This is a genomic window from Tumebacillus algifaecis, from assembly GCF_002243515.1.
Classification (GTDB): Bacteria; Bacillota; Bacilli; order Tumebacillales; family Tumebacillaceae; genus Tumebacillus_A; species Tumebacillus_A algifaecis.
In genome coordinates, this window is record NZ_CP022657.1 from 1,689,939 (window position 1) to 1,711,826 (window position 21,888).

The 21,888-nt window shown below is 52.3% G+C and carries 28 protein-coding genes; 18 read left to right on the plus strand and 10 right to left on the minus strand.

Annotated features, from left to right (window positions below; all coding sequences use genetic code 11):
- The first annotated feature begins 108 nt into the window (after positions 1 to 108).
- Both CIG75_RS20650 and CIG75_RS20655 read left to right on the plus strand, forming a co-directional pair.
- On the plus strand, positions 109 to 264 hold the full coding sequence (locus CIG75_RS20650; RefSeq protein ID WP_157729438.1) for a hypothetical protein: 156 nt from the start codon (positions 109 to 111) through the stop codon (positions 262 to 264).
- A gap of 307 nt (positions 265 to 571) precedes the next feature.
- Complete coding sequence (locus tag CIG75_RS20655; protein WP_157729439.1) at positions 572 to 751, plus strand: hypothetical protein; 180 nt, start codon at positions 572 to 574, stop codon at positions 749 to 751.
- 112 nt (positions 752 to 863) lie between these two features.
- Here CIG75_RS20655 and CIG75_RS07385 read toward each other — a convergent pair whose 3' ends face one another.
- Positions 864 to 1,178: a YolD-like family protein gene (locus tag CIG75_RS07385; RefSeq protein WP_094236068.1), complete on the minus strand. Its 315-nt coding sequence runs from the start codon at positions 1,176 to 1,178 to the stop codon at positions 864 to 866.
- A 202-nt stretch (positions 1,179 to 1,380) separates the two neighbouring features.
- Here CIG75_RS07385 and CIG75_RS07390 point away from each other — a divergent pair, with 202 nt between their 5' ends.
- On the plus strand, positions 1,381 to 2,052 hold the full coding sequence (locus CIG75_RS07390) for a DUF2225 domain-containing protein (RefSeq protein ID WP_094236069.1): 672 nt from the start codon (positions 1,381 to 1,383) through the stop codon (positions 2,050 to 2,052).
- A 43-nt stretch (positions 2,053 to 2,095) separates the two neighbouring features.
- Here the strand turns inward: CIG75_RS07390 and gabT are convergent, their stop codons facing one another.
- Positions 2,096 to 3,454 (minus strand): 4-aminobutyrate--2-oxoglutarate transaminase, encoded by a 1,359-nt coding sequence (gene gabT, locus CIG75_RS07395; protein WP_227874378.1) that lies wholly within the window; start codon positions 3,452 to 3,454, stop codon positions 2,096 to 2,098.
- A gap of 279 nt (positions 3,455 to 3,733) precedes the next feature.
- Between gabT and CIG75_RS07400 the strand changes: the two genes are divergently transcribed.
- From CIG75_RS07400 to CIG75_RS07425, 6 genes are all read left to right on the plus strand, one after another.
- Entirely contained in the window at positions 3,734 to 4,606 is an 873-nt protein-coding gene (locus CIG75_RS07400; protein ID WP_094236070.1) for a DUF72 domain-containing protein, read from the plus strand.
- 21 nt (positions 4,607 to 4,627) lie between these two features.
- The gene (locus CIG75_RS07405; protein WP_094236071.1) at positions 4,628 to 4,888 is read left to right on the plus strand and encodes a hypothetical protein; all 261 of its coding nucleotides are present in this window, start codon (positions 4,628 to 4,630) and stop codon (positions 4,886 to 4,888) included.
- A 210-nt stretch (positions 4,889 to 5,098) separates the two neighbouring features.
- The gene (locus CIG75_RS07410; protein WP_094236072.1) at positions 5,099 to 5,551 is read left to right on the plus strand and encodes an RrF2 family transcriptional regulator; all 453 of its coding nucleotides are present in this window, start codon (positions 5,099 to 5,101) and stop codon (positions 5,549 to 5,551) included.
- Between the two features lie 48 nt (positions 5,552 to 5,599).
- Positions 5,600 to 6,784 (plus strand): cysteine desulfurase NifS, encoded by a 1,185-nt coding sequence (gene nifS, locus CIG75_RS07415; RefSeq protein ID WP_094236073.1) that lies wholly within the window; start codon positions 5,600 to 5,602, stop codon positions 6,782 to 6,784.
- A 47-nt stretch (positions 6,785 to 6,831) separates the two neighbouring features.
- Positions 6,832 to 7,254, plus strand: coding sequence for a Fe-S cluster assembly scaffold protein NifU (nifU, locus tag CIG75_RS07420; protein WP_094236074.1), 423 nt, complete (start codon positions 6,832 to 6,834; stop codon positions 7,252 to 7,254).
- A 60-nt stretch (positions 7,255 to 7,314) separates the two neighbouring features.
- Positions 7,315 to 7,680 carry a hypothetical protein gene (locus CIG75_RS07425; protein WP_094236075.1) on the plus strand — a complete coding sequence of 122 codons (366 nt, stop codon included), beginning with the start codon at positions 7,315 to 7,317 and terminating at the stop codon, positions 7,678 to 7,680.
- Positions 7,681 to 7,972: 292 nt separating this feature from the next.
- Here the strand turns inward: CIG75_RS07425 and CIG75_RS07430 are convergent, their stop codons facing one another.
- Positions 7,973 to 8,392: a hypothetical protein gene (locus CIG75_RS07430; RefSeq protein ID WP_227874419.1), complete on the minus strand. Its 420-nt coding sequence runs from the start codon at positions 8,390 to 8,392 to the stop codon at positions 7,973 to 7,975.
- Positions 8,393 to 8,618: 226 nt separating this feature from the next.
- Between CIG75_RS07430 and CIG75_RS07435 the strand changes: the two genes are divergently transcribed.
- The 3 genes from CIG75_RS07435 to CIG75_RS07445 all read left to right on the plus strand — a co-directional run bounded on the left by CIG75_RS07435 (position 8,619) and on the right by CIG75_RS07445 (position 11,318).
- Positions 8,619 to 8,813: a hypothetical protein gene (locus tag CIG75_RS07435; RefSeq protein WP_094236077.1), complete on the plus strand. Its 195-nt coding sequence runs from the start codon at positions 8,619 to 8,621 to the stop codon at positions 8,811 to 8,813.
- A gap of 106 nt (positions 8,814 to 8,919) precedes the next feature.
- Positions 8,920 to 9,702: an enoyl-CoA hydratase/isomerase family protein gene (locus CIG75_RS07440; RefSeq protein WP_094236078.1), complete on the plus strand. Its 783-nt coding sequence runs from the start codon at positions 8,920 to 8,922 to the stop codon at positions 9,700 to 9,702.
- 95 nt (positions 9,703 to 9,797) lie between these two features.
- Entirely contained in the window at positions 9,798 to 11,318 is a 1,521-nt protein-coding gene (locus CIG75_RS07445) for a long-chain-fatty-acid--CoA ligase (protein ID WP_094236079.1), read from the plus strand.
- A gap of 96 nt (positions 11,319 to 11,414) precedes the next feature.
- Here CIG75_RS07445 and CIG75_RS07450 read toward each other — a convergent pair whose 3' ends face one another.
- Together CIG75_RS07450 and CIG75_RS07455 are read right to left on the minus strand one after the other, a co-directional pair.
- Positions 11,415 to 11,897 (minus strand): NUDIX domain-containing protein, encoded by a 483-nt coding sequence (locus tag CIG75_RS07450; RefSeq protein WP_094236080.1) that lies wholly within the window; start codon positions 11,895 to 11,897, stop codon positions 11,415 to 11,417.
- Positions 11,898 to 11,913: 16 nt separating this feature from the next.
- The gene (locus CIG75_RS07455; RefSeq protein ID WP_322348607.1) at positions 11,914 to 12,705 is read right to left on the minus strand and encodes an ABC transporter substrate-binding protein; all 792 of its coding nucleotides are present in this window, start codon (positions 12,703 to 12,705) and stop codon (positions 11,914 to 11,916) included.
- 71 nt (positions 12,706 to 12,776) lie between these two features.
- Here CIG75_RS07455 and CIG75_RS07460 point away from each other — a divergent pair, with 71 nt between their 5' ends.
- Positions 12,777 to 13,040 carry a hypothetical protein gene (locus tag CIG75_RS07460; RefSeq protein WP_094236081.1) on the plus strand — a complete coding sequence of 88 codons (264 nt, stop codon included), beginning with the start codon at positions 12,777 to 12,779 and terminating at the stop codon, positions 13,038 to 13,040.
- A 52-nt stretch (positions 13,041 to 13,092) separates the two neighbouring features.
- Here CIG75_RS07460 and CIG75_RS07465 read toward each other — a convergent pair whose 3' ends face one another.
- Positions 13,093 to 13,575 carry an inorganic diphosphatase gene (locus tag CIG75_RS07465; RefSeq protein ID WP_094236082.1) on the minus strand — a complete coding sequence of 161 codons (483 nt, stop codon included), beginning with the start codon at positions 13,573 to 13,575 and terminating at the stop codon, positions 13,093 to 13,095.
- Between the two features lie 267 nt (positions 13,576 to 13,842).
- Between CIG75_RS07465 and CIG75_RS07470 the strand changes: the two genes are divergently transcribed.
- Both CIG75_RS07470 and corA read left to right on the plus strand, forming a co-directional pair.
- Positions 13,843 to 15,180: a hemolysin family protein gene (locus CIG75_RS07470; RefSeq protein WP_227874380.1), complete on the plus strand. Its 1,338-nt coding sequence runs from the start codon at positions 13,843 to 13,845 to the stop codon at positions 15,178 to 15,180.
- Positions 15,181 to 15,441: 261 nt separating this feature from the next.
- Entirely contained in the window at positions 15,442 to 16,425 is a 984-nt protein-coding gene (corA, locus tag CIG75_RS07475; protein ID WP_094236083.1) for a magnesium/cobalt transporter CorA, read from the plus strand.
- Positions 16,426 to 16,487: 62 nt separating this feature from the next.
- Here corA and CIG75_RS07480 read toward each other — a convergent pair whose 3' ends face one another.
- Complete coding sequence (locus tag CIG75_RS07480; RefSeq protein ID WP_094236084.1) at positions 16,488 to 16,682, minus strand: 2-hydroxymuconate tautomerase; 195 nt, start codon at positions 16,680 to 16,682, stop codon at positions 16,488 to 16,490.
- Positions 16,683 to 17,021: 339 nt separating this feature from the next.
- Here CIG75_RS07480 and CIG75_RS07485 point away from each other — a divergent pair, with 339 nt between their 5' ends.
- Positions 17,022 to 18,212 carry a collagen-like domain-containing protein gene (locus CIG75_RS07485; protein ID WP_094236085.1) on the plus strand — a complete coding sequence of 397 codons (1,191 nt, stop codon included), beginning with the start codon at positions 17,022 to 17,024 and terminating at the stop codon, positions 18,210 to 18,212.
- Between the two features lie 33 nt (positions 18,213 to 18,245).
- Here the strand turns inward: CIG75_RS07485 and gerPC are convergent, their stop codons facing one another.
- Positions 18,246 to 18,497: a spore germination protein GerPC gene (gene gerPC, locus CIG75_RS07490; RefSeq protein ID WP_094236086.1), complete on the minus strand. Its 252-nt coding sequence runs from the start codon at positions 18,495 to 18,497 to the stop codon at positions 18,246 to 18,248.
- Positions 18,498 to 18,670: 173 nt separating this feature from the next.
- Here gerPC and CIG75_RS20660 point away from each other — a divergent pair, with 173 nt between their 5' ends.
- Complete coding sequence (locus CIG75_RS20660; RefSeq protein WP_157729440.1) at positions 18,671 to 18,844, plus strand: hypothetical protein; 174 nt, start codon at positions 18,671 to 18,673, stop codon at positions 18,842 to 18,844.
- Between the two features lie 129 nt (positions 18,845 to 18,973).
- Here CIG75_RS20660 and CIG75_RS07495 read toward each other — a convergent pair whose 3' ends face one another.
- Entirely contained in the window at positions 18,974 to 19,975 is a 1,002-nt protein-coding gene (locus CIG75_RS07495) for an HD-GYP domain-containing protein (RefSeq protein WP_094236087.1), read from the minus strand.
- Positions 19,976 to 20,177: 202 nt separating this feature from the next.
- Here CIG75_RS07495 and CIG75_RS07500 point away from each other — a divergent pair, with 202 nt between their 5' ends.
- On the plus strand, positions 20,178 to 21,059 hold the full coding sequence (locus CIG75_RS07500) for a GNAT family N-acetyltransferase (protein ID WP_094236088.1): 882 nt from the start codon (positions 20,178 to 20,180) through the stop codon (positions 21,057 to 21,059).
- Positions 21,060 to 21,094: 35 nt separating this feature from the next.
- Here CIG75_RS07500 and CIG75_RS07505 read toward each other — a convergent pair whose 3' ends face one another.
- Positions 21,095 to 21,886, minus strand: coding sequence for a glycosyltransferase family protein (locus CIG75_RS07505; protein ID WP_094236089.1), 792 nt, complete (start codon positions 21,884 to 21,886; stop codon positions 21,095 to 21,097).
- Positions 21,887 to 21,888 lie beyond the last annotated feature (2 nt).

Below are 21,888 nucleotides of genomic sequence, written 5' to 3' on the forward strand. Positions count from 1 at the left end.
TGTGTTGGCAGGATCAGTTCTGAATGGCGAGTCCTGCTATTTTGTGATGAAAGTCGAAGCGAGTGGGCATACGAAAGTGGAAGTGATTTTGAGGAGGGGCTGAGACGGATGAAAAGCAAGCAAAAGGTGGGGCTCGGCTTGCTCGTGTCGGGGATTGCTACGATCACCCTGCTGATCTTGTTAAATTTGTTTGGGTCGCATGTCTCCGATACGGTGGGATTTGGTGTGTTGATCGGATTTTCGTACGCAGCTTTATATAAGTAGCTTCTAATTCTAATAGCTTCTGATCGAGTGTAGCAACGAATGGTTGTGCGGCTGGGATGAGCCGATTAGCTTTGGGTAACAAAACAGCCTGCACGATGTTCGCGGGCAGGCCGTTTCTCATTATTATCATACTGCCTTACAGCAGGCTAAAGGTGATCGAGTAGAGAAGCGAGACGGCCATCGCGATGGCGAGAACGAGAGATACGGTGCGGACGAATTTTTGGTTCATATGGGATTACTCCTTTCACAGACTGTCCCTGCTAGTATAACATGAGAGGGAAAGTGCGTAAAAGGACGGTGGAAAAACTTGACGATCGTGCCAAACCGTGTGTTTGGTAGCGGTACGATCGACCAGTGTGACATTCCGAACAGCTGTGGGACGAGCGATGGTGGTCTTTCTGCTGTTGTATGCCAGAGGATAGGGTGCTACTGGCCGCAAGCGCAACAGCAAGCGGTGGAGCTGCTCTGTGTCAGTTGGGGGCAGTAGGTGTTGGTGGCGTTGCTTGTGATGTAGGGGCTTGCCGTTCGAACGCTCATTTAGAGAGAAGGTAAAACGCGGCCTGCCGATCGTCGGCAGGCCGCTTTGTATATGGTATGGATTAGAAAACGCGTACGATGTTTTGGATCGGGAGCAGAAACTTGCCCCATTCATTGCTGATCTGCAAGCTTCGCGTATCCGGCTTGTAGGCGACAACCCGACCTTCTACGGTGTGCTCGCCATCCGATTCACCGACGACAAATCGCAGTGCTTTGCGGTGCACCATCGCTTCCTGAACCCGGTATTCGATCTCTTCCTGCATGTCTTCGGTCATGACCGGCAATTGGCACGGCACCGTCTCTCGTTCCAAGAGGCGGGCACGGTGTTCAGGCAGTATCATGCGGTGACCTTCCCAAAGCTTGTTTCCACGGTTCATACGATTCGATCGCTCCCTATACTTAAAGTGTGACAGTAGACGTGTGATTATTTTTACGAACGTTTGTTCTCATTATACGCGATTCCTGTAGCGAATACAAATCCTTTCGCACGTCAACGAGAAGAGTATATTGTCGAACGGTGTCATTCATGAGACTATAGGGACATAAGTCCTGAATTTTTCATGAGTGGGGTGAGTAGTCATGAATTTTACAGATGCCTTCTATGACCGGAAGATTACGTGCCCGCTATGTTCGCAGGGTTATACTACGAAAAAAGTCCTGTCCAAAGCGATTAAAGCGCTACATGTGGAAGGTGACTTTTACGCAACTTATAGCATCGTGAATCCTAATTACTATGCGATCAATGTATGTCCTGACTGTGGATACGCTTTCTTGGACAAAACGAAGCCGAAGATCACGTCCTATAAACGCGAGCTCTACCGTCAGCAAGTCGGATCGCGTTGGGTGTCTCGCGAGTACGGCGGTATGCGTTCGATCGAACAGGCGTTGGTCTCCTTCAAGCTGGCCTTGTTTTGCGCACAATTTATGGGCGAGCCGGAGCGCACCATCGGCGGGCTTTGTCTACAAGTGGCTTGGCTGTACCGGGAGATGGACGATCTGGCGCAGGAGCAGCGTTTTTTGCGTGAGGCACTTCATTTTTACACGCATGCTTATGAATACGACCGGATGATCGATACGGATGGGCGCATCATCTATCTGCTTGGCGAGTTGCACCGCAGACTCAGCGAGCAGAAGGAAGCGGTGAAATATTTTCAACAGGTAATCAGCGACAAGCAAGCGCTGCCGAAGTATGTGAAGCTCGCTCGCACCCAATGGGCGCTGATGCGAGAAAAGCAACAGGTGACCAGTTGAAGACGAGAAAGGAGACACCGCAGGGGTGTCTCCTTTTATGCATCTATCGCGTTGTGTACATCTCGGCCGTGACTTCCATCACCGCCTGTTCGATGACGTCAAGCGCTTCGTCCAGTTGCTCAGGTGTGATCACGAGCGGGAGCAGGAATCGAATGACATTGCCGTACAAGCCAGCTTTAAAGATGATGACACCGCGTTGCAGGCATTTTTGAATGATGGCGGCCGTTTCATCGGTCGCAGGTTCACGTGTCTCGTGATCGCGTACCAGCTCAAAAGCGGTCATCGCGCCAACGCCGCGAATTTCGCCGACCAAAGGTGAATTGGTAGCGAGTTTTTGCAGGCGTTGCTGCAACTGATGGCCGATCTGCACGGCGCGGTCGCCCAAGTTTTCTTGGTCGTAAATGTCGAGTACGGCGAGGGCTGCCGAGCAAGCGACCGGGTTGCCGACATACGTGCCACCAACAGCACCGTCGCCCGCTGCGTCCATCAACTCCGCGCGTCCGATCACGCCGGAGAGCGGAAGACCTGCGGCGATCGATTTGCCGACGGTGATCAGGTCAGGTTCGATGCCAAAGTGGTCGGAGGCGAAAAATTCGCCAGTGCGGCCAAAGCCAGTTTGCACTTCATCGGCGATCAGCAGGATGCCATGTTCGCGGCAGAAGTCTTGAACCAATTGCAAAAAGCCTGGCGGTGGCACGATAAAGCCAGCCTCACCTTGGATCGGTTCGAGGATGACCGCTGCTGTTTCTGATGGTGCTACTTGAGTGGTGAAGGCGCGTTTGAATTGTTCAAACGCAGCGCTGCAGACCGCTTCGTCATTCGGGAAGCCTGGCCAGCGGTAGGAATAAGGGAAGGGCACGCGGAATACGTCAGGTGCGAACGGGCCCATGCCTTCTTTGTAAGGTTTGACTTTGCTGGTCAAGGACAGCGCCATCAATGTGCGGCCATGAAAAGCACCTTCAAAACAGATAATCCCGCGGCGACCTGTTGCTTTGCGTGCAATTTTAACCGCGCTTTCAACCGCTTCTGCTCCTGAATTGAGGAAGCAAGCTTTTTTCGGGTCGGAACCGGGGGCGCGGTTGCATAATTTTTCGGCAAGAAGGATATAGGATTCGTAAGGCACCACCGTCAAGTCGGTGTGTGTGAAATTCAACGCGGCTTCGCGGATCGCATCCACGACGAGCGGATGGCTGTGGCCCACATTTAAGACACCAACACCGCCGGCCAGATCGATAAATGTGTTGCCATCGATATCTGTGATCAGCGCCCCAGTGGCTTCTTTGATGATGGTGGGTATCAACGTGCGGTCTACTTTGGCTTTGGCGACAGAAGTTTCCATCCGTTGTAAAAGATCTTGCGAGCGAGGGCCCGGAAGTTCAGTGACCAGTTGAATATGCTTCACGACATGTCCTCCTTTGATACCTCTGATTGGTTAATGAACTGATTGAATTAAATGTAGGTAAAGTTAGATTGTTCAAAGTCTACACACTATTCTTATATCTGAAATCTAAATATGTCAAGTGAATCTAATCAATTGACCAACTGAAGGGATTTACTTACAGATAACCGTGTACTTTACTCAGAATAGAAGTAGAAGTAGAAGTAGAAGTAGAAGTAGAAGTAGAAGTAGAAGTAGAAGTAGAAGTAGAAGTCAGGGAACTGTTTTGGAGGTGGAACCCAAATGAGGCAAGTTTTATGCGGGACGTGTGCCTGGGGCGACCATGAAGATTTCTATCCGAAGAAAGTGAAACCGAATGAACGGTTGGAATACTATGCGAAATATTTTCCACTCGTCGAAGTGGATTCCAGTTTTTATGCCATCCCCAACCCGAAGTATGTGGAACGCTGGGCTGCGACGACCGGGTCGGCTTTTACCTTCAACATGAAGGCGTATAAAGGCATGACGGGCCATGAGCGAACGCTCGACCCCAAGCAACGGCAGGAGCTGTTTCCGCTGTACCGCCATGCGATTCAACCGATGGTCGAGGCGGGGAAGCTCGGAGCACTCCTGTTTCAATTGCCGCCGTGGTATGTGCTGAATCGGGAAAATGTTGATTATCTGCGCAGGTGCCGAGACTTTTTTCACGACTTGACCGTGGCTGTTGAATTTCGGCATCGCTCTTGGTTCGACGGGGAGATGCGGGAAAAGACGCTACAGTTTTTGCGCAGGGAGGAGATTGTCAATACGATCGTCGATGAGCCGCAGGTAGGCGACGCCAGCATCCCCGCGGTGGTGGAAGTTACGGAGTCATCGCTTGCTCTTGTGCGCTTTCACGGACGCAACGAGGAAACGTGGTATATTAAGGATGCGAAACATGCAGGCGAGCGTTTTCGCTATCATTATCGCAAGGAAGAACTAGCGGAGTGGGTGCCGCAGGTTGCGGAGTTGAAAGGAAAGGCACAGCGCGTACATCTGTTGATGAACAACAACTTTTCTAACTATGCGGTGCAAAACGCGTTTGATATGATGGAACTGCTCGGACAGGAAGTCGAGCGAGCGCCGCTGAGTACCGACCAGCTCGATCTGTTCTCGTCGGCGGAGGATTTTAGTTAAGGAAAAGGTGGGATTGGGACGATGAGACCGATCAGTGTACAAGTGCGCGGACTGTTGGGGCGCGAGGAGATTGAGCGTTACAATGACCTGTGGGAGGTCGGCAAGTTTTTAGAAAGCGAAGGGCGGTTCGATCTGGCGCGCAAGATTCAGCGTGAGATCGATTTGCTGGCTGAGCCGGCGGTGGAGAAGTTGATGCGCTATGAAAATCGCACAGGACAGGCCCCGGTTGTGGCCGCACCTGTGATCATCGACAACCGCAAATCTGACAAAGAAAATAATTGAAAATCCTTCTCAATTAGCTATTGACAAACTGGAAAATGGATTGGAGAAGTCTTGACATTCCTCTCTTCCCATGACTATAATAATCTTGACCAAATCAATCAGGATTCACGATTCCTGATTTGTTTTTTGCACATAATCCTGACTTAATCAGTCAAGATTAGAGATGGTATACGTAAGCGAATAGCTGCTTGTCCCAAGGAGGTGCGTACATTGAAGCTTTCATCGCGCGGTCATTACGGCTTGATGGCCATGACCTATCTTGCGCAAAAAGCGGATGAAGGTCCTACTCCGATCAAGCAGATCGCTTCTGCGGAACAGATTCCGGAGCAATATTTGGAGCAGATCTTTGCGGAACTTCGGAAGGCGGGGCTTGTCTCCAGTGTACGCGGTGCTCGAGGAGGTTACCGACTGGCTCGATCTCCAGAGGAGATCAACGTCGGTCAGGTAGTCAAGGTGCTGGAAGGGGAAATCGCCCCTGTCGAGTGTCTGCATTCCTCTGAGGAGGACACGGAGCTATGTTGCTCCAAGACCGATAACTGCACGACCAAGGTCGTCTGGGAGAAGTTGCGAGATACGATGGTTGCCGTGCTAGACGACATCACGCTCCACGATATCGTCACGGGCAGTGCCAAACTCTATACGCAGAAGCAATCTGCGGAGTAATTGAGAAAGCAACCTTAGTAACACATAGTTGTGAAGGAGATGACAGTTTTGCGTAAAGTCTATCTGGACCATGCGGCAACCACTCCGGTTCGCCAAGAAGTTCTCGATGCGATGATGCACGTATTTAAAGAGGTGTACGGCAATCCGTCGTCCATCCACCAATTTGGCCGTCCGGCTCGCAAGCTGATGGAAGAAGCGCGCGAGAAGGTGGCAAAGGCGATCAATGCCGACCCGAAAGAGATCGTCTTCACCGGTTCCGGCACAGAGGCTGACAACATTGCGATCGTTGGCGGCGCGCGTGCGAACAAGAAAAAAGGCAACCATCTGATCACGACTGTCGTTGAGCACCATGCTGTGCTCGATGCGTTCAAGGCGCTGGAAAAGGAAGGCTTTGAGGTGACCTATCTGCCGGTTGACGCAGAAGGCCGCATTTCGGTAGAAGACTTCAAAAACGCGCTGCGCGACGACACTGTGCTCGTTTCGATCATGCACGGCAACAACGAAGTCGGCACGATCATGCCGATCGAAGAAATCGGTGCGACCTGCCGTGAGCGCAAGATCCTGTTCCACACCGACGCTGTACAAACGGTCGGTAAGATCCCGGTTGACGTCAAAGCGATCAACTGCGATTTCTTGGCATTGTCCGGTCATAAGATCTACGGCCCGAAAGGTATCGGCGTCCTGTATATGCGTCGTGGCGTCCGTACCCAGCCGCTGTACTTTGGTGGCGGTCAAGAGCGCAAACTGCGCCCAGGCACAGAAAACGTGGCGAACATCGTAGGTCTGAGCGTCGCGATCGAACTGGCTGTGGCCGAGATGGCAGAAGAGTCTGCTCGTCTGTCTGTGCTGCGCGACAAGCTGATCGACGGCATTCTGAACAACATCGAAGAGACCCGCCTGAACGGTCCGCGTGAAGGTCGTCTGCCGCACAATGTAAACGTTTCGATCGAGTACATCGAAGGAGAAGCGCTGTTGCTCTCTTGCGACATGAAGGGCTTTGCAGCATCTTCCGGTTCTGCTTGCACCTCCGGCTCCCTCGATCCGTCCCACGTGCTGATGGCGATGGGCTTGACTCACACCACCGCACACGGTTCGCTGCGCCTGTCGCTGGGCAAATCGACCAGTGAGGAAGATATCGATTACGTCATTGAGCAATTGAAACCGATTGCTGACAGACTGCGCGCGATGTCGCCGGTTTGGGAGAAATTCCAAAAAGGCTTGCCGATCACGTAAGCATAAGTCACGAATCACAAAACAAACACTCTGAGGAGGTTTTCAATATGTACAGCGATAAAGTCATTGACCATTTCACCAACCCTCGTAACGTCGGTGAGATCGAAGATGCTTCTGGCGTTGGCGAAGTAGGTAACATGAAATGTGGGGACATCATGAAGATGTACCTGAAAATCGATGATGCAACCAACATGATCGAAGATGTAACGTTCAAGACCTTTGGCTGTGGTGCAGCGATTGCAACTTCGTCGATGTCCACCGAAATGATCAAAGGCAAGACGATCTCCGAAGCGCTCGAACTGACCAACCGTGCGATCGCAGACGCACTCGACGGCCTGCCGCCGGTGAAAATGCACTGCTCGGTTCTGGCAGAAGAAGCTTTGAAAGCGGCTCTGCTCGACTACCAAAAGAAATCTGGTAAAAACCTCGGCCTGAACGAAGACGATTTCGAAGACTGGGACGAAGCGTAAGATCACACAGGACTCCCTCCAACATGTTTGGAGGGAGTTTTTTAAAGAGAGGTGTCTACCATGTCTGATGAGCAGAAAAAAGAGGAACAGTGGGTCAATCCACTGCTCCCCGATGGCAAAAAGGAATACGTGGTCGATCTGCAGATCACCCAACTGGATGAGGACAACTGGACGCTGAAGCTGTCCACCGACCAGATCCAACAGATCCACACGGCGCTTCAGCACTCGATCATCGAAAACCAGCGTGAAATGACCAAACTCAAGCGCCAAGCTCAACGTTGGGCGGAAACGGGCACCGATCTGGAAAAGCTCGGTGTCGGCAAGAACAAGCATCTGTACAAAGCCACGAAAAAAGAGAACGAGAAATTGGAGTTGTTGAAAAACAAACTGACCGACTTCTTGTTTGAACAAAAGCGGATGCTGTAACAACGCTTGCAGAGGGAAGCGTTCGCAATCTGTCCGTTGCGTCAACTGCAAGCGATGAGCGAATAGGCGAAGTCCCCCTTACAGAGGCTACTTGTGATGAGTAGTGATCGTGAGGGGGATTTTCTGTATGTTACGAATCGGCAACGAGAGATGGGGAAAGTGAGTCGAACAACACCAGTGAAGGCTTTCCTCTCGGTTGACTGTGTATTGTTAAGCGTTCTGCTGAGTATCAAAAAAGCGGTACCTCCCGTCAAGAAGTACCGCCACGTTATTTACGTGATTCGAGAAAGAATCAGACCGCAGCGGCCTGCTGCAAATACGCTTTCAATTCATCGTCATCGATGCGATTGGCATACTCGCGGAACGATTCGTCGGGCAGGCGTTTGTCGAGATAAGAACGCACGATGTTGGCGATCGTATGCTGGACTTGTTCGCCTGGCACTTTCAGTACGATTTTGCGGTTAAATTTCGCATTCGCACCGAGCCCGCCGCTGATCGACACGTCAAAAGCATCGACCATTTGACCGTCTCGGCGCACCAAAGCCCCAGCCAGACCGATGTCTGCGATCGCCTGTTGACCGCATTGGTTCGGGCAACCGTTGACATGGAGGCGGATCGGAGTGTCAAATTCCGGAAAGGTCGCATCGAGATACTGCGCGATGCCTTTCATCTGCAGCGTAACGGTGAAGATCATGAAGGACTTCGAGGCCATCTTTTTCAAGCTTGAGTTGTTCTTCTTTGTTCAGTGCCAACTGACTCCACTCCTTCTCGCGCTAAGTTTAATTCCGTGTATACATATAAGAATTATATGTATTGTAGGAATCATTGTAAAGACAATTCCCTGCAATATTCAGTCTAAAATGGCTTGTCAACGTATCGAGAATGTCCGAAAATGAGTAAAGAAACACAATTTTACTGCAAAGGGATGACAGGGTGACATGAATGAAAAGGCCATTCCAACTTGGCTGCTAGCAGTACCGGTTATCGGATTGGGAGAACTGACGTATTTACTGTACGGACGCTTAGGGGTCGGTTGGGTGACAAAAGCCTCATTTGGTGCGACCGTGCTTGCTGCTGTTGTATTTCTCATCATCTATTTGATGCGCGTGAAACATAATCGAAAGAAAAGTTAGAAAATATGACTGCTTAGTATAAAAATCAGAAGGAACTCATATCGGTAGTGTAGAAGTCATAATAGCAACGTTCGAAACCTGAACGTTCTCTAGGAGGCACTACACGATGAGTGAACGCCTTTTTACCCGATTGACGAAGGAAAACGGGATTGCGATTTTGACGATCGACAACCCGCCGCTAAACGTGTTGAGTGAACGAGTCGGCCTTGAGATCCGCGATTGCGTGACTGAGGTTGAGCATGATGACGAAGTGGTGGTATTGATCCTCACAGGTGCCGGACGCGCTTTTATAGCCGGTGCGGACATCAAGGAGTTTCCTACCAAGATGGCGCGCGGCGAAGCGAAAAAGATGGCGCTTGAGCATTTCCACACCTACAACCGACTGGACTTTTTGCCCAAACCGACGATAGCTGCCTTAAACGGCGTGACGCTTGGCGGAGGCTTGGAACTTGCGATGGCGTGTGACATTCGCATCGCGGGTGAGGGAGTGAAACTGGGACTGCCAGAGATTAAGCTCGGACTGTTTCCAGGTGCCGGCGGAACGCAGCGGTTGCCGCGTCTAGTCGGCGAAGGAAGAGCCAAGGAACTGATGTTCATGGGTGACCCGATCACCGCAACGGAAGCATGGCAGATCGGTTTGGTCAATAAGGTCGTCCCGGACGACGAAGTGCTGGAGCGTGCGCAAGAGATGGCCAAAGTCTTGGCTACGCGCACTCTGACAGCGCTTTCTCGCATCAAGAAAGCGGTCGATAAGGGACTTGAGATGGACCTGACTGGCGGAGTGCTGTACGAAGCGGAACTGCTGGATGAGGTGTTCCAGACGGAAGATATTGTGGAAGGCTGCAATGCGTTTTTTGAAAAGCGTGAACCGATCTTTAAACATCGGTAATCGGTGTCTCCCCCCTGCCGTGCAAGTTGTGCGGCAGGTTGTATCCAAAATCGACCGACTGTTTGGTTGGAAAATGAGGCGAAGAGGTGATCCCTGTGAATTTGAGTACAAATTTGCGTCAAACTGCACAGACCACGCCGGATGTAACGGCTCTGCTTTATCTGGATCAAAAGATCTCCTATCGTGAGCTCAATGCGGACGTGGATCGTTTTGCAGCCGGGTTGGCTGCGCGAGGCATTGGCAAAGGGTCGAAAGTTGCGCTGTTGCTCGGCAACTCGCCCGATTTTGTGATCGCATATTACGCGATCGTGCGTCTGGGCGGTGTCGCTGTGCCGGTCAATCCGCTGTATACGCCAGGTGAGATTCAGTTCATCCTTGCGGACTGCGGAATCGAAGCTGTGATCGCGGTGGGGCAGATGGCACCGCTCGCGCCCATGGTGCTGAAGATGCTCCCGACTTGCAAAAACGTGATTTTGGTCGGGGCGGACTTGGAAATGGAAGGCGTATCGACATTCGAAGCGGTGCTGAACACGGGCGGTGAAGTGCCGACTGTCGATGCTACTCCGGATGACATCGCCGTGATTCTCTATACGTCCGGTACAACAGGACATCCGAAAGGTGCGCTGCTCTCCCATCGCAACCTCTGTTCGAATGCGAACAGCGTCGGCGACTTCTTAAACATGAGCGAAAAAGATCTCGTGGTGGCCGTGTTGCCGATGTTCCACGTGTTCTGTATGACCGTTTGTCTCAACGCACCGTTGTATCGCGGGGCGACGATTCTGGTGATGCCGCGCTTCTCGCCGACCGAGACGGCGAAAGCGATTCAGTTCCATCAGGCGACCATGTTTGCCGGGGTGCCGACGATGTTCAACTTCTTGTTGCAGCATCCGGAAGTGGTGAAAGAGGATCTGTCTTCGTTGAAACTTGCGATCTCCGGTGGGGCGGCGATGCCAGTGGCAGTTCTGGAAGGATTCGAGAAGAAATTTGATGTGATCGTTTCCGAAGGATATGGCCTGTCCGAAGCGTCTCCGGTTGTTACCTTCAACCCGCTCGACCGTCCGCGCAAAGCGGGCACGATCGGCGTGGTCATCCCGTGCGTGGAAGCGCGGGTGGTTGATGAGATGGGCAATGATGTCGAGCCAGGCGTGGTCGGTGAACTGATCTGCCGCGGTGACAATGTGATGATCGGCTATCTGAATCGTCCAGAAGAAACGGCGCTGGCGCTTCGCGATGGCTGGTTGTACACTGGCGATATGGCGACGATCGATACGGAAGGATATTTCTCGATCGTAGACCGCAAGAAGGATATGATCATCGTCGGCGGTTTCAACGTCTATCCGCGCGAGGTGGAAGAAGTTCTGTTCCATCACCCGAACGTTCGAGAGGCGGCTGTGGTTGGTGTGCCGGATGCGAACTACGGCGAAAAAGTCCGCGCTTACGTGGCGTTGAAGCAAGAAGGCTCCACAGAGGAAGAACTGATCGAGCACTGCCAAGCGGCCCTCACCGCTTATAAAGTGCCGAAAGAAGTGATCGTCCTCGAAGAATTGCCGAAGAACACGACTGGAAAAATCCTGCGTCGTGAACTGAGGAAACATGAAAGCAACACCGTTTCCTAAACGCAAACAAAACAAACAAACCCCGGAGCGATCCGGGGTTTTTGCTGCTGTAAGTGGTGACAGCGCAGTGGAGAATTGCTTGGTGAAGCGCTGACGTTAGAAGAAAATTTTATACTCCGCATATCCGTAGTCACGCGTGTGCGTAATCGGGCGTGGCTTCAATCCCTCAGAGTTCTGAACATCCCTGATCAAGGTGGCGAGAAATTCGGTGGAGTCGGGGGAGGTGGCGATCTCTTCGGGGGTGAGCCAGTCGATAGTCAGGAGTTCACGTTCACAGCGGGTCTCGCTGCCTCCGATGAGATGCGCGCGGAAGACGAGCAGGGTGTCGTGTTTGCCCTGGCGCAACACACCTGTGCGGACGGCGACAACTGCTGACGGCTCGACGAGCAAGCCGGTCTCCTCTCGCACTTCCCGCACGACCGCCGCATCGACCGTCTCATCGGCATTGACGAAGCCGCTGGGCAGCGTCCAGAGCCCTTTGGTCGCGCTGTACGATTTTTTCACGACGAGGCATCTGCCTTCGTCATTGACGACCAAGCCCGATACGGCGAGCCAGATGTTGCCGCGTTTATCGGCCATACTTGATCACCCCTTCTTACGACCGTTCGGGATCGAGCAGGTCTACCAGCTCCTCTAAGCCTTGAAACAGGCGTTGCGAAGGCCGACAGTACAATCCTTCTTCCAGCACGTACACGCGGCCGTTCTGCACCGCTGGGATGGCGGTATAGCCTTCGCGCTCGGTGATCATCGTCGTTTTCACTTTGTCTGCGTGCACGCCGCACCAGACGGCGAACATGTAGTCAGGTGCGCGCTCGATCACTTCTTCGTGTTCCGCCGTGTACGAATCGCCCGGTTTGTCGCCAAACAAATTGATGCCGCCCGCAAGGTCGGAGATCGGGGTCAGCCAGTTGGCGTTTGCAGGCGTAAAGATCGGGCGTGGCCACCACTCCCAATAGAGCTTCGGCGCCGCCTGCTTGATCGAGCGCGCTTTTTCTTGGATGCGCTCGACTTTGCTCTGTAGCTCGGCTACGAGTTGCTGTGCTCGCTCTGGCACGCCGCACGCTGCGCCTAGCGTCCGAATATCGCCGTAGATGTCGTCGATCGTCTTCGGATTGAGTACCAGATACGGGATGTTCAGCTCTTGCAGCCGATCCACATTTTTCTCCATGCCAGGCACGGAGAGCGAAGCGATGACAAGGTCGGGTTGCAACTCTTGCAGCCGCTCCATGTTGATATTCAGGTCAGGTCCGAGCTTGGGCAGGTCTTTAACTTTTTCGGCCGGCCAGTCCGAATAGTCATCGACACCGACGACCTGATCGAACAGGCCGAGCGCGTCAAGCAATTCGGTGTTGCTGGGACAGATGGAAACGATGCGCAGTTTGGTCATGGCTGGTTGCTCCTCTCTTGACCAAATGATACAATGAGACTTGCAATCTGTGTAGATGAGGTGTGAATGTTATGGCGATGTTTGTCGTATTGATGCTCTTGTTTTTGATCGCGTCGTTTGGCATTTCCTTTATTATGGATATGTTTACGAAAAAATTTCCGTGGACATCGACCGTGATCGCAGTCGCCCTCGTTGGCTACTACCTGATCTCCCGCGGTTTTGATGTTGGCGGCGGTGAGATCCTGCTCTGCGTTGGTGTGATCGGCGGAGCGCTCGCAGCCTCGCTGACGATCCGCACGCTGGTCACCCGCGGCTTTAAAATGTTCGGCGCATAAGCAACAAAAATCCTGAGTGGTTGACCCACTCAGGATTTTTGTTTGGCTCGAACTACTTCGCGTAGCGTGCAGTAGATTCGTCGAGCAGACGCTGAGCGGTTTCAACGCCTTCCCAGCCGTCGATTTGTACTTGTTTGTTCTCGAGGTCTTTGTAGACTTGGAAGAAGTGCGAGATTTCCTTGAGTACGTGCGGAGCCACGTCGTCGAGGGTATGTACGTTTGCAAAGCGCGGGTCTTGAGTCGGAACTGCCAGCAGTTTCTCGTCTTTGCCTTTGTCGTCCGTCATGATCAGTACGCCGACTACGCGGGACTCGATAACGCAGCCCGGGAAAGTCGGGAAGCTGGTCACAACGAGAATGTCGAGCGGGTCGCCATCTTCTGCCAAGGTGTTGTCAATGTAGCCGTATTCGGTCGGGTAGTGCATCGGGGAAAACAGCACGCGGTCCAGCATAAAGCGGTTGTTTTCTTTGTCGTATTCATACTTATTCTGGGAACCGGTCGGGATTTCGATAAAAGCGTTGACGATCATTGCCATGCTTACGTACCTCCTGCTTTTCCATGTATTTTCAGGTTATGGTTATCGAATGACGAAACCATTCCAATTATAGCAAGTGCGGACGAACCTGACAACGTGACAAGCTTCTTAGAGTGATTATTCGTCATTTTTGCAGACGGATGGCGCATAAAGTGGGATTATGGAAGGTGGAAGAAAAGGCCAATCTGTGATATACTGAAGTTTGAAAAATTATAATCTGGGAGGTGGATTCCTGACGTACGTGTACGTATTGTCAGGAGCCTAACTTTGGAAGACCCTTTTAGCGGCAGTATTTCTTTGTTTGAGTTTCTGTTTATCATCTTTCTGGTGTTGCTGAACGGATTCTTTGTGGCGGCAGAGTTCGCGATGGTAAAGGTACGTTCAACCCGCCTAGAGCAGTTGGTAATGGAAGGAAACAAACGGGCGAAATTTGCACAACAGATCACCGACAAACTTGACGCTTACCTGTCAGCGACACAGCTTGGGATCACGATCGCTTCACTCGCCCTCGGGTGGGTGGGGGAACGCACCCTGTCGAAGCTGTTTGTGGTCTGGTTTGACAGCTTTGGCCTGAGCGATGCGATGCTGCATACCGTGTCAGCCATCATCTCTTTTTCGATCATCACCTTCTTGCACATCGTCCTCGGTGAATTGGCACCGAAGTCGCTGGCGATCCAGCGAGCGGAGGGGACTGCACTTTGGACATCAGGTCCGTTGATCTTCTTCTACAAGTTGATGTATCCGTTCATCTGGATGCTCAACGGTACAGCCAACGCCTTTTTGCGGGTGATCGGCATTCGTCCGGCTTCCGACGCAGAGCTAGCCCACAACGAAGAAGAACTGCGCATGCTCGTGACGCAAAGTCATGAGAGCGGTGTGATCGACGAAACAGAACGCACACTTTTTGACAATATATTTGATTTCTCCAATCGCGTCGCCCGCGAGATCATGGTGCCGCGAACAGACATGAGCTGTCTGTATATCAATCGTTCGTTCAAGGACAATTTGGAAAAAGCGGATTCGGAGAAGCACACGCGCTTCCCGCTCATTCTAGAAGATAAAGACAACATCGTAGGCATCGTGCACATCAAAGATCTCTACGCGGTGGCGCTGAGCGGACGCGATGATATCTCCTTGCAGACGATCGCCCGCAAGCCGGTCACCGTACCGGAGTCAATGCCGATCAAGGACGTGCTGAAAATCTTGCAGAAGAACCGCTCTGAGTTGGCGATCGTCATCGACGAATACGGCGGCACGGCGGGGATCGTGACCACCGAGGACATTCTCGAAGAGTTGGTCGGCGAGATCCAGGACGAATTTGACGAAGAACGACCGTTCATCGAAGAGCAGAACGACCACGTGTCGATCGATGCGCGCATGTTGATCGATGAGGTCAACGAGTATTTCCATCTGCACATCGAATCGGAAGAGGTGGATACGATCGGCGGTTTTATCTACGCGCAGTTCCAGACTCCGTTTGTCGGCGGGAAAGTCACGATCGACAACTTCCATTTCACGATCACGGAGATGGACTCCTTGCGGGTGACGCGACTTGCCGTCCGTCGCTTACAATCGGTGGATGAAGAGGATTTGCAGTTCGCGTAAACGGATGGTCACGAAGAAAAAGCCTGGGCGTATGCTCAGGCTTTTTCTGTAATACACTACAGGAAGTAATAGGTAGGTTTGGAGGAAAAGGACTTTCGTCGCCTTTGCTGTGCATAAAGTGAAAAAGCATATCTTTGCGTGTGCTGAAATCACGCAGGTGCTGGGGAAGATTGACGTGCTCGGTCAGGAAATCTATAATCCTTAGTAGTAGAATCAAGACGGTTCCTGTCACAGATTCGGAAATGAGGGGAGGGCTGCGCTATGATCAAGACCTATTATTATAACCATGATGAAGGTAAGATGTACCATGATGTCGATTTGACGCGCAAAGCCGAACTGTTGCAGGATACGAGAAATCTGTTGTGGATCGACCTGTATAACTGCACAGCAGAGGAACTCAAATATGTAGGCAACATCTTTGACTTCCATCCCTTGGCGATCGAGGACTGTCTGCATGACAGCCCCCGTTCGAAAGTTGACCGCTATGAAGATGATGAGGATCAATATTATTTCTTCGTTTTTCATGCGCTGCGCTACGATGAGGAAAAAGAAATTGAAATTACGACCGAAGAACTGAACATCTTTTTGGGCAAGAATTACTTGGTGACGATTCACAAAAAACCATTGCAAACGATCGGGCGCATCGCGGCCACGTCGCTGCGCAGCTATCATTATATGAACCGCGGACCTGACTTTTTGCTGTATTCGATGGTCGATGGGATCACCGACGAATATTTTCCGATTTTGGAACGCATCTCGGCGCGGATTGATGAACTGGAAGATGAGATTTATGTCGAGCCGGTGCATGAGATCACGGAGGAGTTCTTGGCTCTGAAACGCAATATCGTCCTGATCAGACGGGTGATCCAGCCGCAAAAGCGGATTTTTGCCAATGTGAACGGGCGCTACTCATTTGAGATTGACGAAGAGAACATTCCCTATTATATCGACTTGGTGGACCATCTGGAGCGCATTTCGGACGGTGTGGAGTCGTATCGCGACTTGATCTCCGGTGCGCTGGAAACCTATTATTCGCTCGTCTCTTCCCGCACCAATGACACGATCCGCATGCTGACGGTCATTTCGACGGTCATGCTGCCGCTGACCTTTATCACCGGATTTTTCGGGATGAATGTGCCGATGCCGTTTAGCGATTCGTACGTCGCCACGGTGACTATTTTCTTAGGCTTGATGGGGATGACCTATTGGATGTTAAAGCTGTTTCGCAAGCGTAGATGGATTTAGTGCAGACAATACGAAAGCCCCTGTTCCCGAGGTGATCATTGGGAACAGGGGCTTCTGTGTGCTTACTTGTTGTTCTTGTCGATCAGCAACTCGCCACCGAAACCGTATTCGTCTGCTTTCATGTCTTTGATGAAGACATGGACGCGGTCTTGCGGGATGCCTGCTACTTCGGCTACCGCATCGGAGATGCGCTTGGTGAGTTCGCGCTTTTGCTCCAGTGTGCGGCCTTCCATCCATTCGATATGTACAAACGGCATGAGGACGCCTCCTTTTGTCAATGTTATTTTGTCTATTATACACCTGTCAGGGAGGGCACGCACCCAATTTAGACGGGCTTGGGTGATTGTCCTGAGCAAAAGGTACAGGTGATGAGTAGGATGAAGTATCAACCGAAAAGGAGGAATTTCGATGTCTGGAAACGTTGCAACTGCAGGATACGGTATGTATAGCAGTTTCACTCGCTGGGCGATCGTGTTCCTGATTATTTTCGTGCTGTTTATTCTGATCGTACCAGGGATGTGCTAAGCTGGTTTTCATCAAATGGAAGAGCCGAGAGGGACGCCTCTCGGTTCTTTTGTTAGAAGGGAGGGGAGGGTGTGCAAAAGCGTGCTCGAAAGCAAGGGACGGTCAAGCAAAAGCCGATTCGAGCGGCGCGGTCGCCGAAGCTGAAGTCGTTGGTGCTGGACGAAGGTGTGCGGCAGATGATTCGCGAGGAAGCGGTGAAACTGAAGCTTTCCGAAGAGGAGTATCTACGGCTAATGCTTCATTTTTCTGAAGTGCTGCGTACGACGATGCTGCCTGCCGGGGTGCTGGACGGTGGATTTTTGACGATGATCTTGCAAAATCCGATGGTGCTGGATATGTTGAAGGGCATGATTGGCAACATGCTCAATGGGGTGATGAACAAGAGCAAGTCGGTCAGCACGGATGCAGGAAATACGTTACCTGATGGTGGGAACGTGCCTGGCGGACGGCGCGGGATCTATCCGGCACCGATGCCCCCGTATTCGCAGTCACCTGCACCCCCTTATGGACCACAGACCATGCGGTCACCACAAGCATTCAATGGCCCCGGATTCGGAGGTATGCCAGGGAGAGCTGGCGGCCCAGGCTTCGGAGGCCCACAAGGATATGGTGGCCCACAAGGGTACGGAGGTCCGCAAGGGTACGGAGGCCCACAAGGGTACGGAGGTCCGCAAGGGTACGGAGGCCCGCAGGGGTACGGAGGTCCGCAGGGGAACGGTGGCTTTCAGGGAAGTGGAGGCTTGCCAAGGAATCGAGGTCAGCAACGGAACGGAGTTCAACAAGGGCAAGGCACTCCACAAGGGGACGAATCGCCAGGGAATGAAGATTCGGAAGGTAACGGCAGTCCACCAGAGCAAGAAGGGCTGTCAGGTAATGGAAGCCAGCAAGGGCAGGATGCTACATCCGGGAACGAAAGTCCGCAAGGGCAGGATGGTACATCTGGGAACGGAAGTCCGCAAGAGCAGGGTGGCCCAACAGGGAAAGGAAGCCAGCAAGGGCAGGATGGCCCAACAGGGCAAGGAAGTCTACCAAGGCATGGTGGACCTCCAGGATATGGAGGGCCGCAGGGACCAAGCGGATTGGGCCGTGGAGGTGTGCCGAACTATGGTGGCGGTTCCGGGATGTGGGGGATGCCGCCGGGACGGTCGCAGGCTGTGGAAGGTCCGGAGCTGGAACGAGAGCCAGCTAAGGAGAGCAAACAGGACGATCAAGAATTGCTCGATTCTTTGGCCCGGATGGTCGGCCAGTATTTGCAAAAATAGAAGCAACGGCGGTCCGAGCGGGCCGCCGTTTTTTTAGATGCGGAAGATTGGACCCTTGGTGAGCTGTGGCAAGTTTACCGTTTGCGGGTTCACATCTGCCTGATGGGTAAGGCCGATCTGCAGAGCTCCGCTTAAGTTTTCGATTCTGATTCGGTCAAAATTAAACTCGATCTTATCAACCAGCAACGTTTTAGCAGCCAGCATCAAGCGAATTTGCTGATTCTCGCGCTCCAATTCCTCCACGCGCCGCCGCAGGTAAAAGTTTTCTTGGAGGAGTTGTTCCATTCACCGTGACCTCCTTTTGGTGCATCGTATGGCGAAGGGCGGCAAAGCGTGACAAGTGCCTATTTTTTAGGGTGAAAAAATTTGATTTGAGTATGTCATATATCGAATTCTGAGCGTATAATGTGATATACTTAATGCAGGGATGAACGAATTTAGTGGAGGGGATTTCTGGTATGCAGGAATATTGGTCTCGTAAACGTGATGAAATGATGTCATATGTGCAAGATTGTGAGCAACGTTTTGGAATGTCCAGTTCCGATTTTGTTAGCTACTATCGCGAACTTGAGTCCCATGGAACGGAAGAAGAGTATGACTGGTATGTGTGCTTGAATTTTTTGAATGCATAATGAAACCGATTTCACAGCGTTGAACATACAGGGCGTGCCATTTTGGCACGCCCCCTTTTTATACGAATGATTGGGCAGAACCTCATACACGCATGATCGTGTTGGGCATGGTGAAAAGCGATCACACGATCATTTCGCAACTGCTACTTTTTCGATGACTTCGGTAACGAATAAGGTGGAATGGTCGAGCAGATGGACCAGTTCGGCAGTGTCGAAAAGCTTGACGACTGGGCGAAGTGGCAGCCCTTTAGGGACGGCGATCACTTTGCCTTCTTGTCCGTTGTTCAGTCGTACGGATGTGCCGACCGGGTAAGGCGCGATATTGCGCACGAAGGCGGTGATGATCTTTTGGTCGTATGCAGTGTATTCCGACATGATTTTCTCCAGTGCATAATGCGGCAATATACGCGTGCCGTCTTCTTCATTGGTCAGATGGTCATAGAGGTTGGCGAGCGCGCAAATCTGAGCGTATTCGTGGACAGCGTCGCCTTTTAAATTGCGTGGGAAGCCAGCCCCGTCGATGCGCTCATGGTGCTGAACGGCGATGGAAGCTGACAGCGTGTGGATGATCGGGTAGCGGCGCAACAGGTTGAATCCTTCCATCGGGTGGTCGAGCGGATTTTTGGCGGTCGCATAGCCGATGTCGTGCAAAAGCGACCCGATGGCGATCTGTTTTACACGCAGCATATCATAGTCAAGCCCAAGCGCTGTCAAGGTGGCGAGGATGCAAACGTTGACCGAATGCGAGTAACGATAGGACCCGGTCGCGCGAACGTCGGTAAATTGCACCATGCAGCCGCGGTTGGCGATCAGGTCGTCGGTGATCTGATTGGCGACGCGGATCAGTTCGTCAATATTAAGCGGGCGACGATTCTCTGCTAAATCGAACGCCTTTTGCACGATGCGGGCCGCCCCTTGACGTACCACATCGGAAACAGGATCGATGTCTTCGATCGTGCCTAAAAATTCATCTTCTACATAGACGGACAGGATACCAAAAGATTCTAAGCGATTCTTGTAAGCCAATTTGACCGAGGCGCCACGGTTGAGCAGAATCGATTGGTCGGGTGCGTAGATCGGACGTGCAATCTTATGGACTTCAGAGAGTTCAAATAATGGAATTAGTTTCACGAGCAATATCCTCCGAAAGTAGTATCGCGGGAATCTAAGTTACAACTATTTTACTATACTTCGTAGGGATTTTGAACCATATATTTTAACTTTCATTATTTTCACTGACTTCAAATTTGTATTTTTTTATAGATAGGCATGGGTACGACCGGGTCAAAGTTGCCATAGTCTAGGAGAGAGTCGGAGAAAGGAGGGGGAGTCGGTGGACGGGTTGACGTTTCGCCAAGCGGACCGTGCAGATGTGTTAGAGCTGGCGGAACTGTTTACGAAGCGCAAGAGCAAGGAGCGCGTCTCACGGATGATCAACCGCTTTGAACAGGAACCGGACGGCTGGTACGTCGCGGAGCAGAATGGAAAGATTCTCGGTTGCTGTCAGGCGGTGTTTCCGCGTCCTAAGGACTGCTGGCTCCAGTGGATGCGCATTGCTCCGAAAGCGCAAGGCAGTGGGATCGGCGGGGCTTTTACCGATTATGTGGATCAGCAGGTCAAAGAGCTAGGGGCCGAGGTGGTGCGTTTAAACACACTGCCGAGCAACGGGCGCGTGCACGCGATGATGGGAGGCGCGCGCGGCTATACGGAGTGGGCACGATGGACGAGATGGTCCCACTTGCCTCGCAAGCCAGCCGCTCAGCTGACCCGCTTGCGTGCAGTTTCGCACACGGTTGACGTGTCACGGGTGTTACATTGGTTGGGGGGGCAGGTCGGCTATCGAGCATCGTTTGAAGCGGTGACCTGTCCTCATGATTTTCGGAAAACGGTCTCGCTCGATCGTGCCCTGCTCCAAGAGTTGCTCGGCAAACGAAGACGTGGAGGCTGTGTGATCGCAGAGCGGCACGGTCAGATCGAGGCGGTTGCCTTGTATGCGGTGCGAACGCAGGAACTGCGCGTGCTACAACTGGTCGCTTCGACAACCGCAGGCGGGCTGGCCGCCGCTGCCGGAGCTGTGCGGGAAGCGAAGCCTGTCGAACGCGTCTCCATCCAACTAGCCGGTGCTTCTGATGAACTGGTTCGAGCGATTCAACGATCGTTTACCGGACGAAATCGGAGGAAGCATCAGTTTTACGTATTTGGTAAGCATCTGTAGCAAACAAAAACCGCTTGGCGTGGGCCAGGCGGTTTTTAGTCATAGGGCTCTGGGAGGGAAAGGTCTTTGGCCGATTGGCGCAGTAAGACGTGTAAGATCCGCTTTTCGTCCTCCTTTTGAAAACAGGCCAGTTCGGTGTTAGTATAGCGACGGATACACAGATCCGCGTGGTGTTCCAGCGTTCCTTCTTGCAGCAGCGCCAATGTGAAAGCTGTATCGGCCAGCAGGAAGCCTTCGCCAGGATAGTCGGTCGGATAGCCGATCCGCTTTAAGAGTTTGGCTGGGAGCAACGGTGGGGCGAGGCGGTGCTCCCTTTTTAGATGGTTGAGCAAGCGGCGCATGGAGCGAGTCATGATGCTCGGGAGCGCTTTGGTGATTCGATCACCCTGTGGAGAGCTTTCCCACAGTTCCAAATTGCCAAAAACGGCAGCGGTATGTGGCGGTGCCAGGGCCAGCTTTTTCTCCATCAGAGCGATCTCATCTCGTTCGAAACGGTCTCCTGCTTGTAGCACGAGGACGTGACGGCTGGAAATGTGCGGCAGGGCAAGGTTGACGAGGCGGGATTTGCCGCAAGGGAAGTCCGGTTTGAGGTGTCGCAGAGCAAAGCGTTCGGGCCAATGTTTCAGCGGGAGTTGCCCCGGTTCATAGTGTGGGTCGTCGGTCAACAATATGCAATCGAGGGTAACATGTTGCTGACGCCTGATGCTTTGCAATGATTTTTTGAGCAGTGTATCGTCTTGTCCATAGAGTAAAACGGTCGTGGTCGGCAGGAGATCTTTGGCCCTGGAGCGAAGTGTGGATAGATCGGCAGTAGGGTTTCGTCTCATCG

Bases quoted from the DNA above. Each gene is read 5' to 3' on its own strand.
- CIG75_RS20650 (WP_157729438.1), top strand. From the start codon at position 109: ATGAAAAGCAAGCAAAAGGTGGGGCTCGGCTTGCTCGTGTCGGGGATT.
- CIG75_RS07385 (WP_094236068.1), bottom strand. From the start codon at position 1,178: ATGAACCGTGGAAACAAGCTTTGGGAAGGTCACCGCATGATACTGCCT.
- CIG75_RS07390 (WP_094236069.1), top strand. From the start codon at position 1,381: ATGAATTTTACAGATGCCTTCTATGACCGGAAGATTACGTGCCCGCTA.
- CIG75_RS07400 (WP_094236070.1), top strand. From the start codon at position 3,734: ATGAGGCAAGTTTTATGCGGGACGTGTGCCTGGGGCGACCATGAAGAT.
- CIG75_RS07405 (WP_094236071.1), top strand. From the start codon at position 4,628: ATGAGACCGATCAGTGTACAAGTGCGCGGACTGTTGGGGCGCGAGGAG.
- nifU (WP_094236074.1), top strand. From the start codon at position 6,832: ATGTACAGCGATAAAGTCATTGACCATTTCACCAACCCTCGTAACGTC.
- CIG75_RS07425 (WP_094236075.1), top strand. From the start codon at position 7,315: ATGTCTGATGAGCAGAAAAAAGAGGAACAGTGGGTCAATCCACTGCTC.
- CIG75_RS07430 (WP_227874419.1), bottom strand. From the start codon at position 8,392: ATGGCCTCGAAGTCCTTCATGATCTTCACCGTTACGCTGCAGATGAAA.
- CIG75_RS07435 (WP_094236077.1), top strand. From the start codon at position 8,619: ATGAATGAAAAGGCCATTCCAACTTGGCTGCTAGCAGTACCGGTTATC.
- CIG75_RS07440 (WP_094236078.1), top strand. From the start codon at position 8,920: ATGAGTGAACGCCTTTTTACCCGATTGACGAAGGAAAACGGGATTGCG.
- CIG75_RS07450 (WP_094236080.1), bottom strand. From the start codon at position 11,897: ATGGCCGATAAACGCGGCAACATCTGGCTCGCCGTATCGGGCTTGGTC.
- CIG75_RS07455 (WP_322348607.1), bottom strand. From the start codon at position 12,705: ATGACCAAACTGCGCATCGTTTCCATCTGTCCCAGCAACACCGAATTG.
- CIG75_RS07460 (WP_094236081.1), top strand. From the start codon at position 12,777: ATGGCGATGTTTGTCGTATTGATGCTCTTGTTTTTGATCGCGTCGTTT.
- CIG75_RS07465 (WP_094236082.1), bottom strand. From the start codon at position 13,575: ATGGCAATGATCGTCAACGCTTTTATCGAAATCCCGACCGGTTCCCAG.
- corA (WP_094236083.1), top strand. From the start codon at position 15,442: ATGATCAAGACCTATTATTATAACCATGATGAAGGTAAGATGTACCAT.
- CIG75_RS07480 (WP_094236084.1), bottom strand. From the start codon at position 16,682: ATGCCGTTTGTACATATCGAATGGATGGAAGGCCGCACACTGGAGCAA.
- gerPC (WP_094236086.1), bottom strand. From the start codon at position 18,497: ATGGAACAACTCCTCCAAGAAAACTTTTACCTGCGGCGGCGCGTGGAG.
- CIG75_RS20660 (WP_157729440.1), top strand. From the start codon at position 18,671: ATGCAGGAATATTGGTCTCGTAAACGTGATGAAATGATGTCATATGTG.
- CIG75_RS07505 (WP_094236089.1), bottom strand. From the start codon at position 21,886: ATGAGACGAAACCCTACTGCCGATCTATCCACACTTCGCTCCAGGGCC.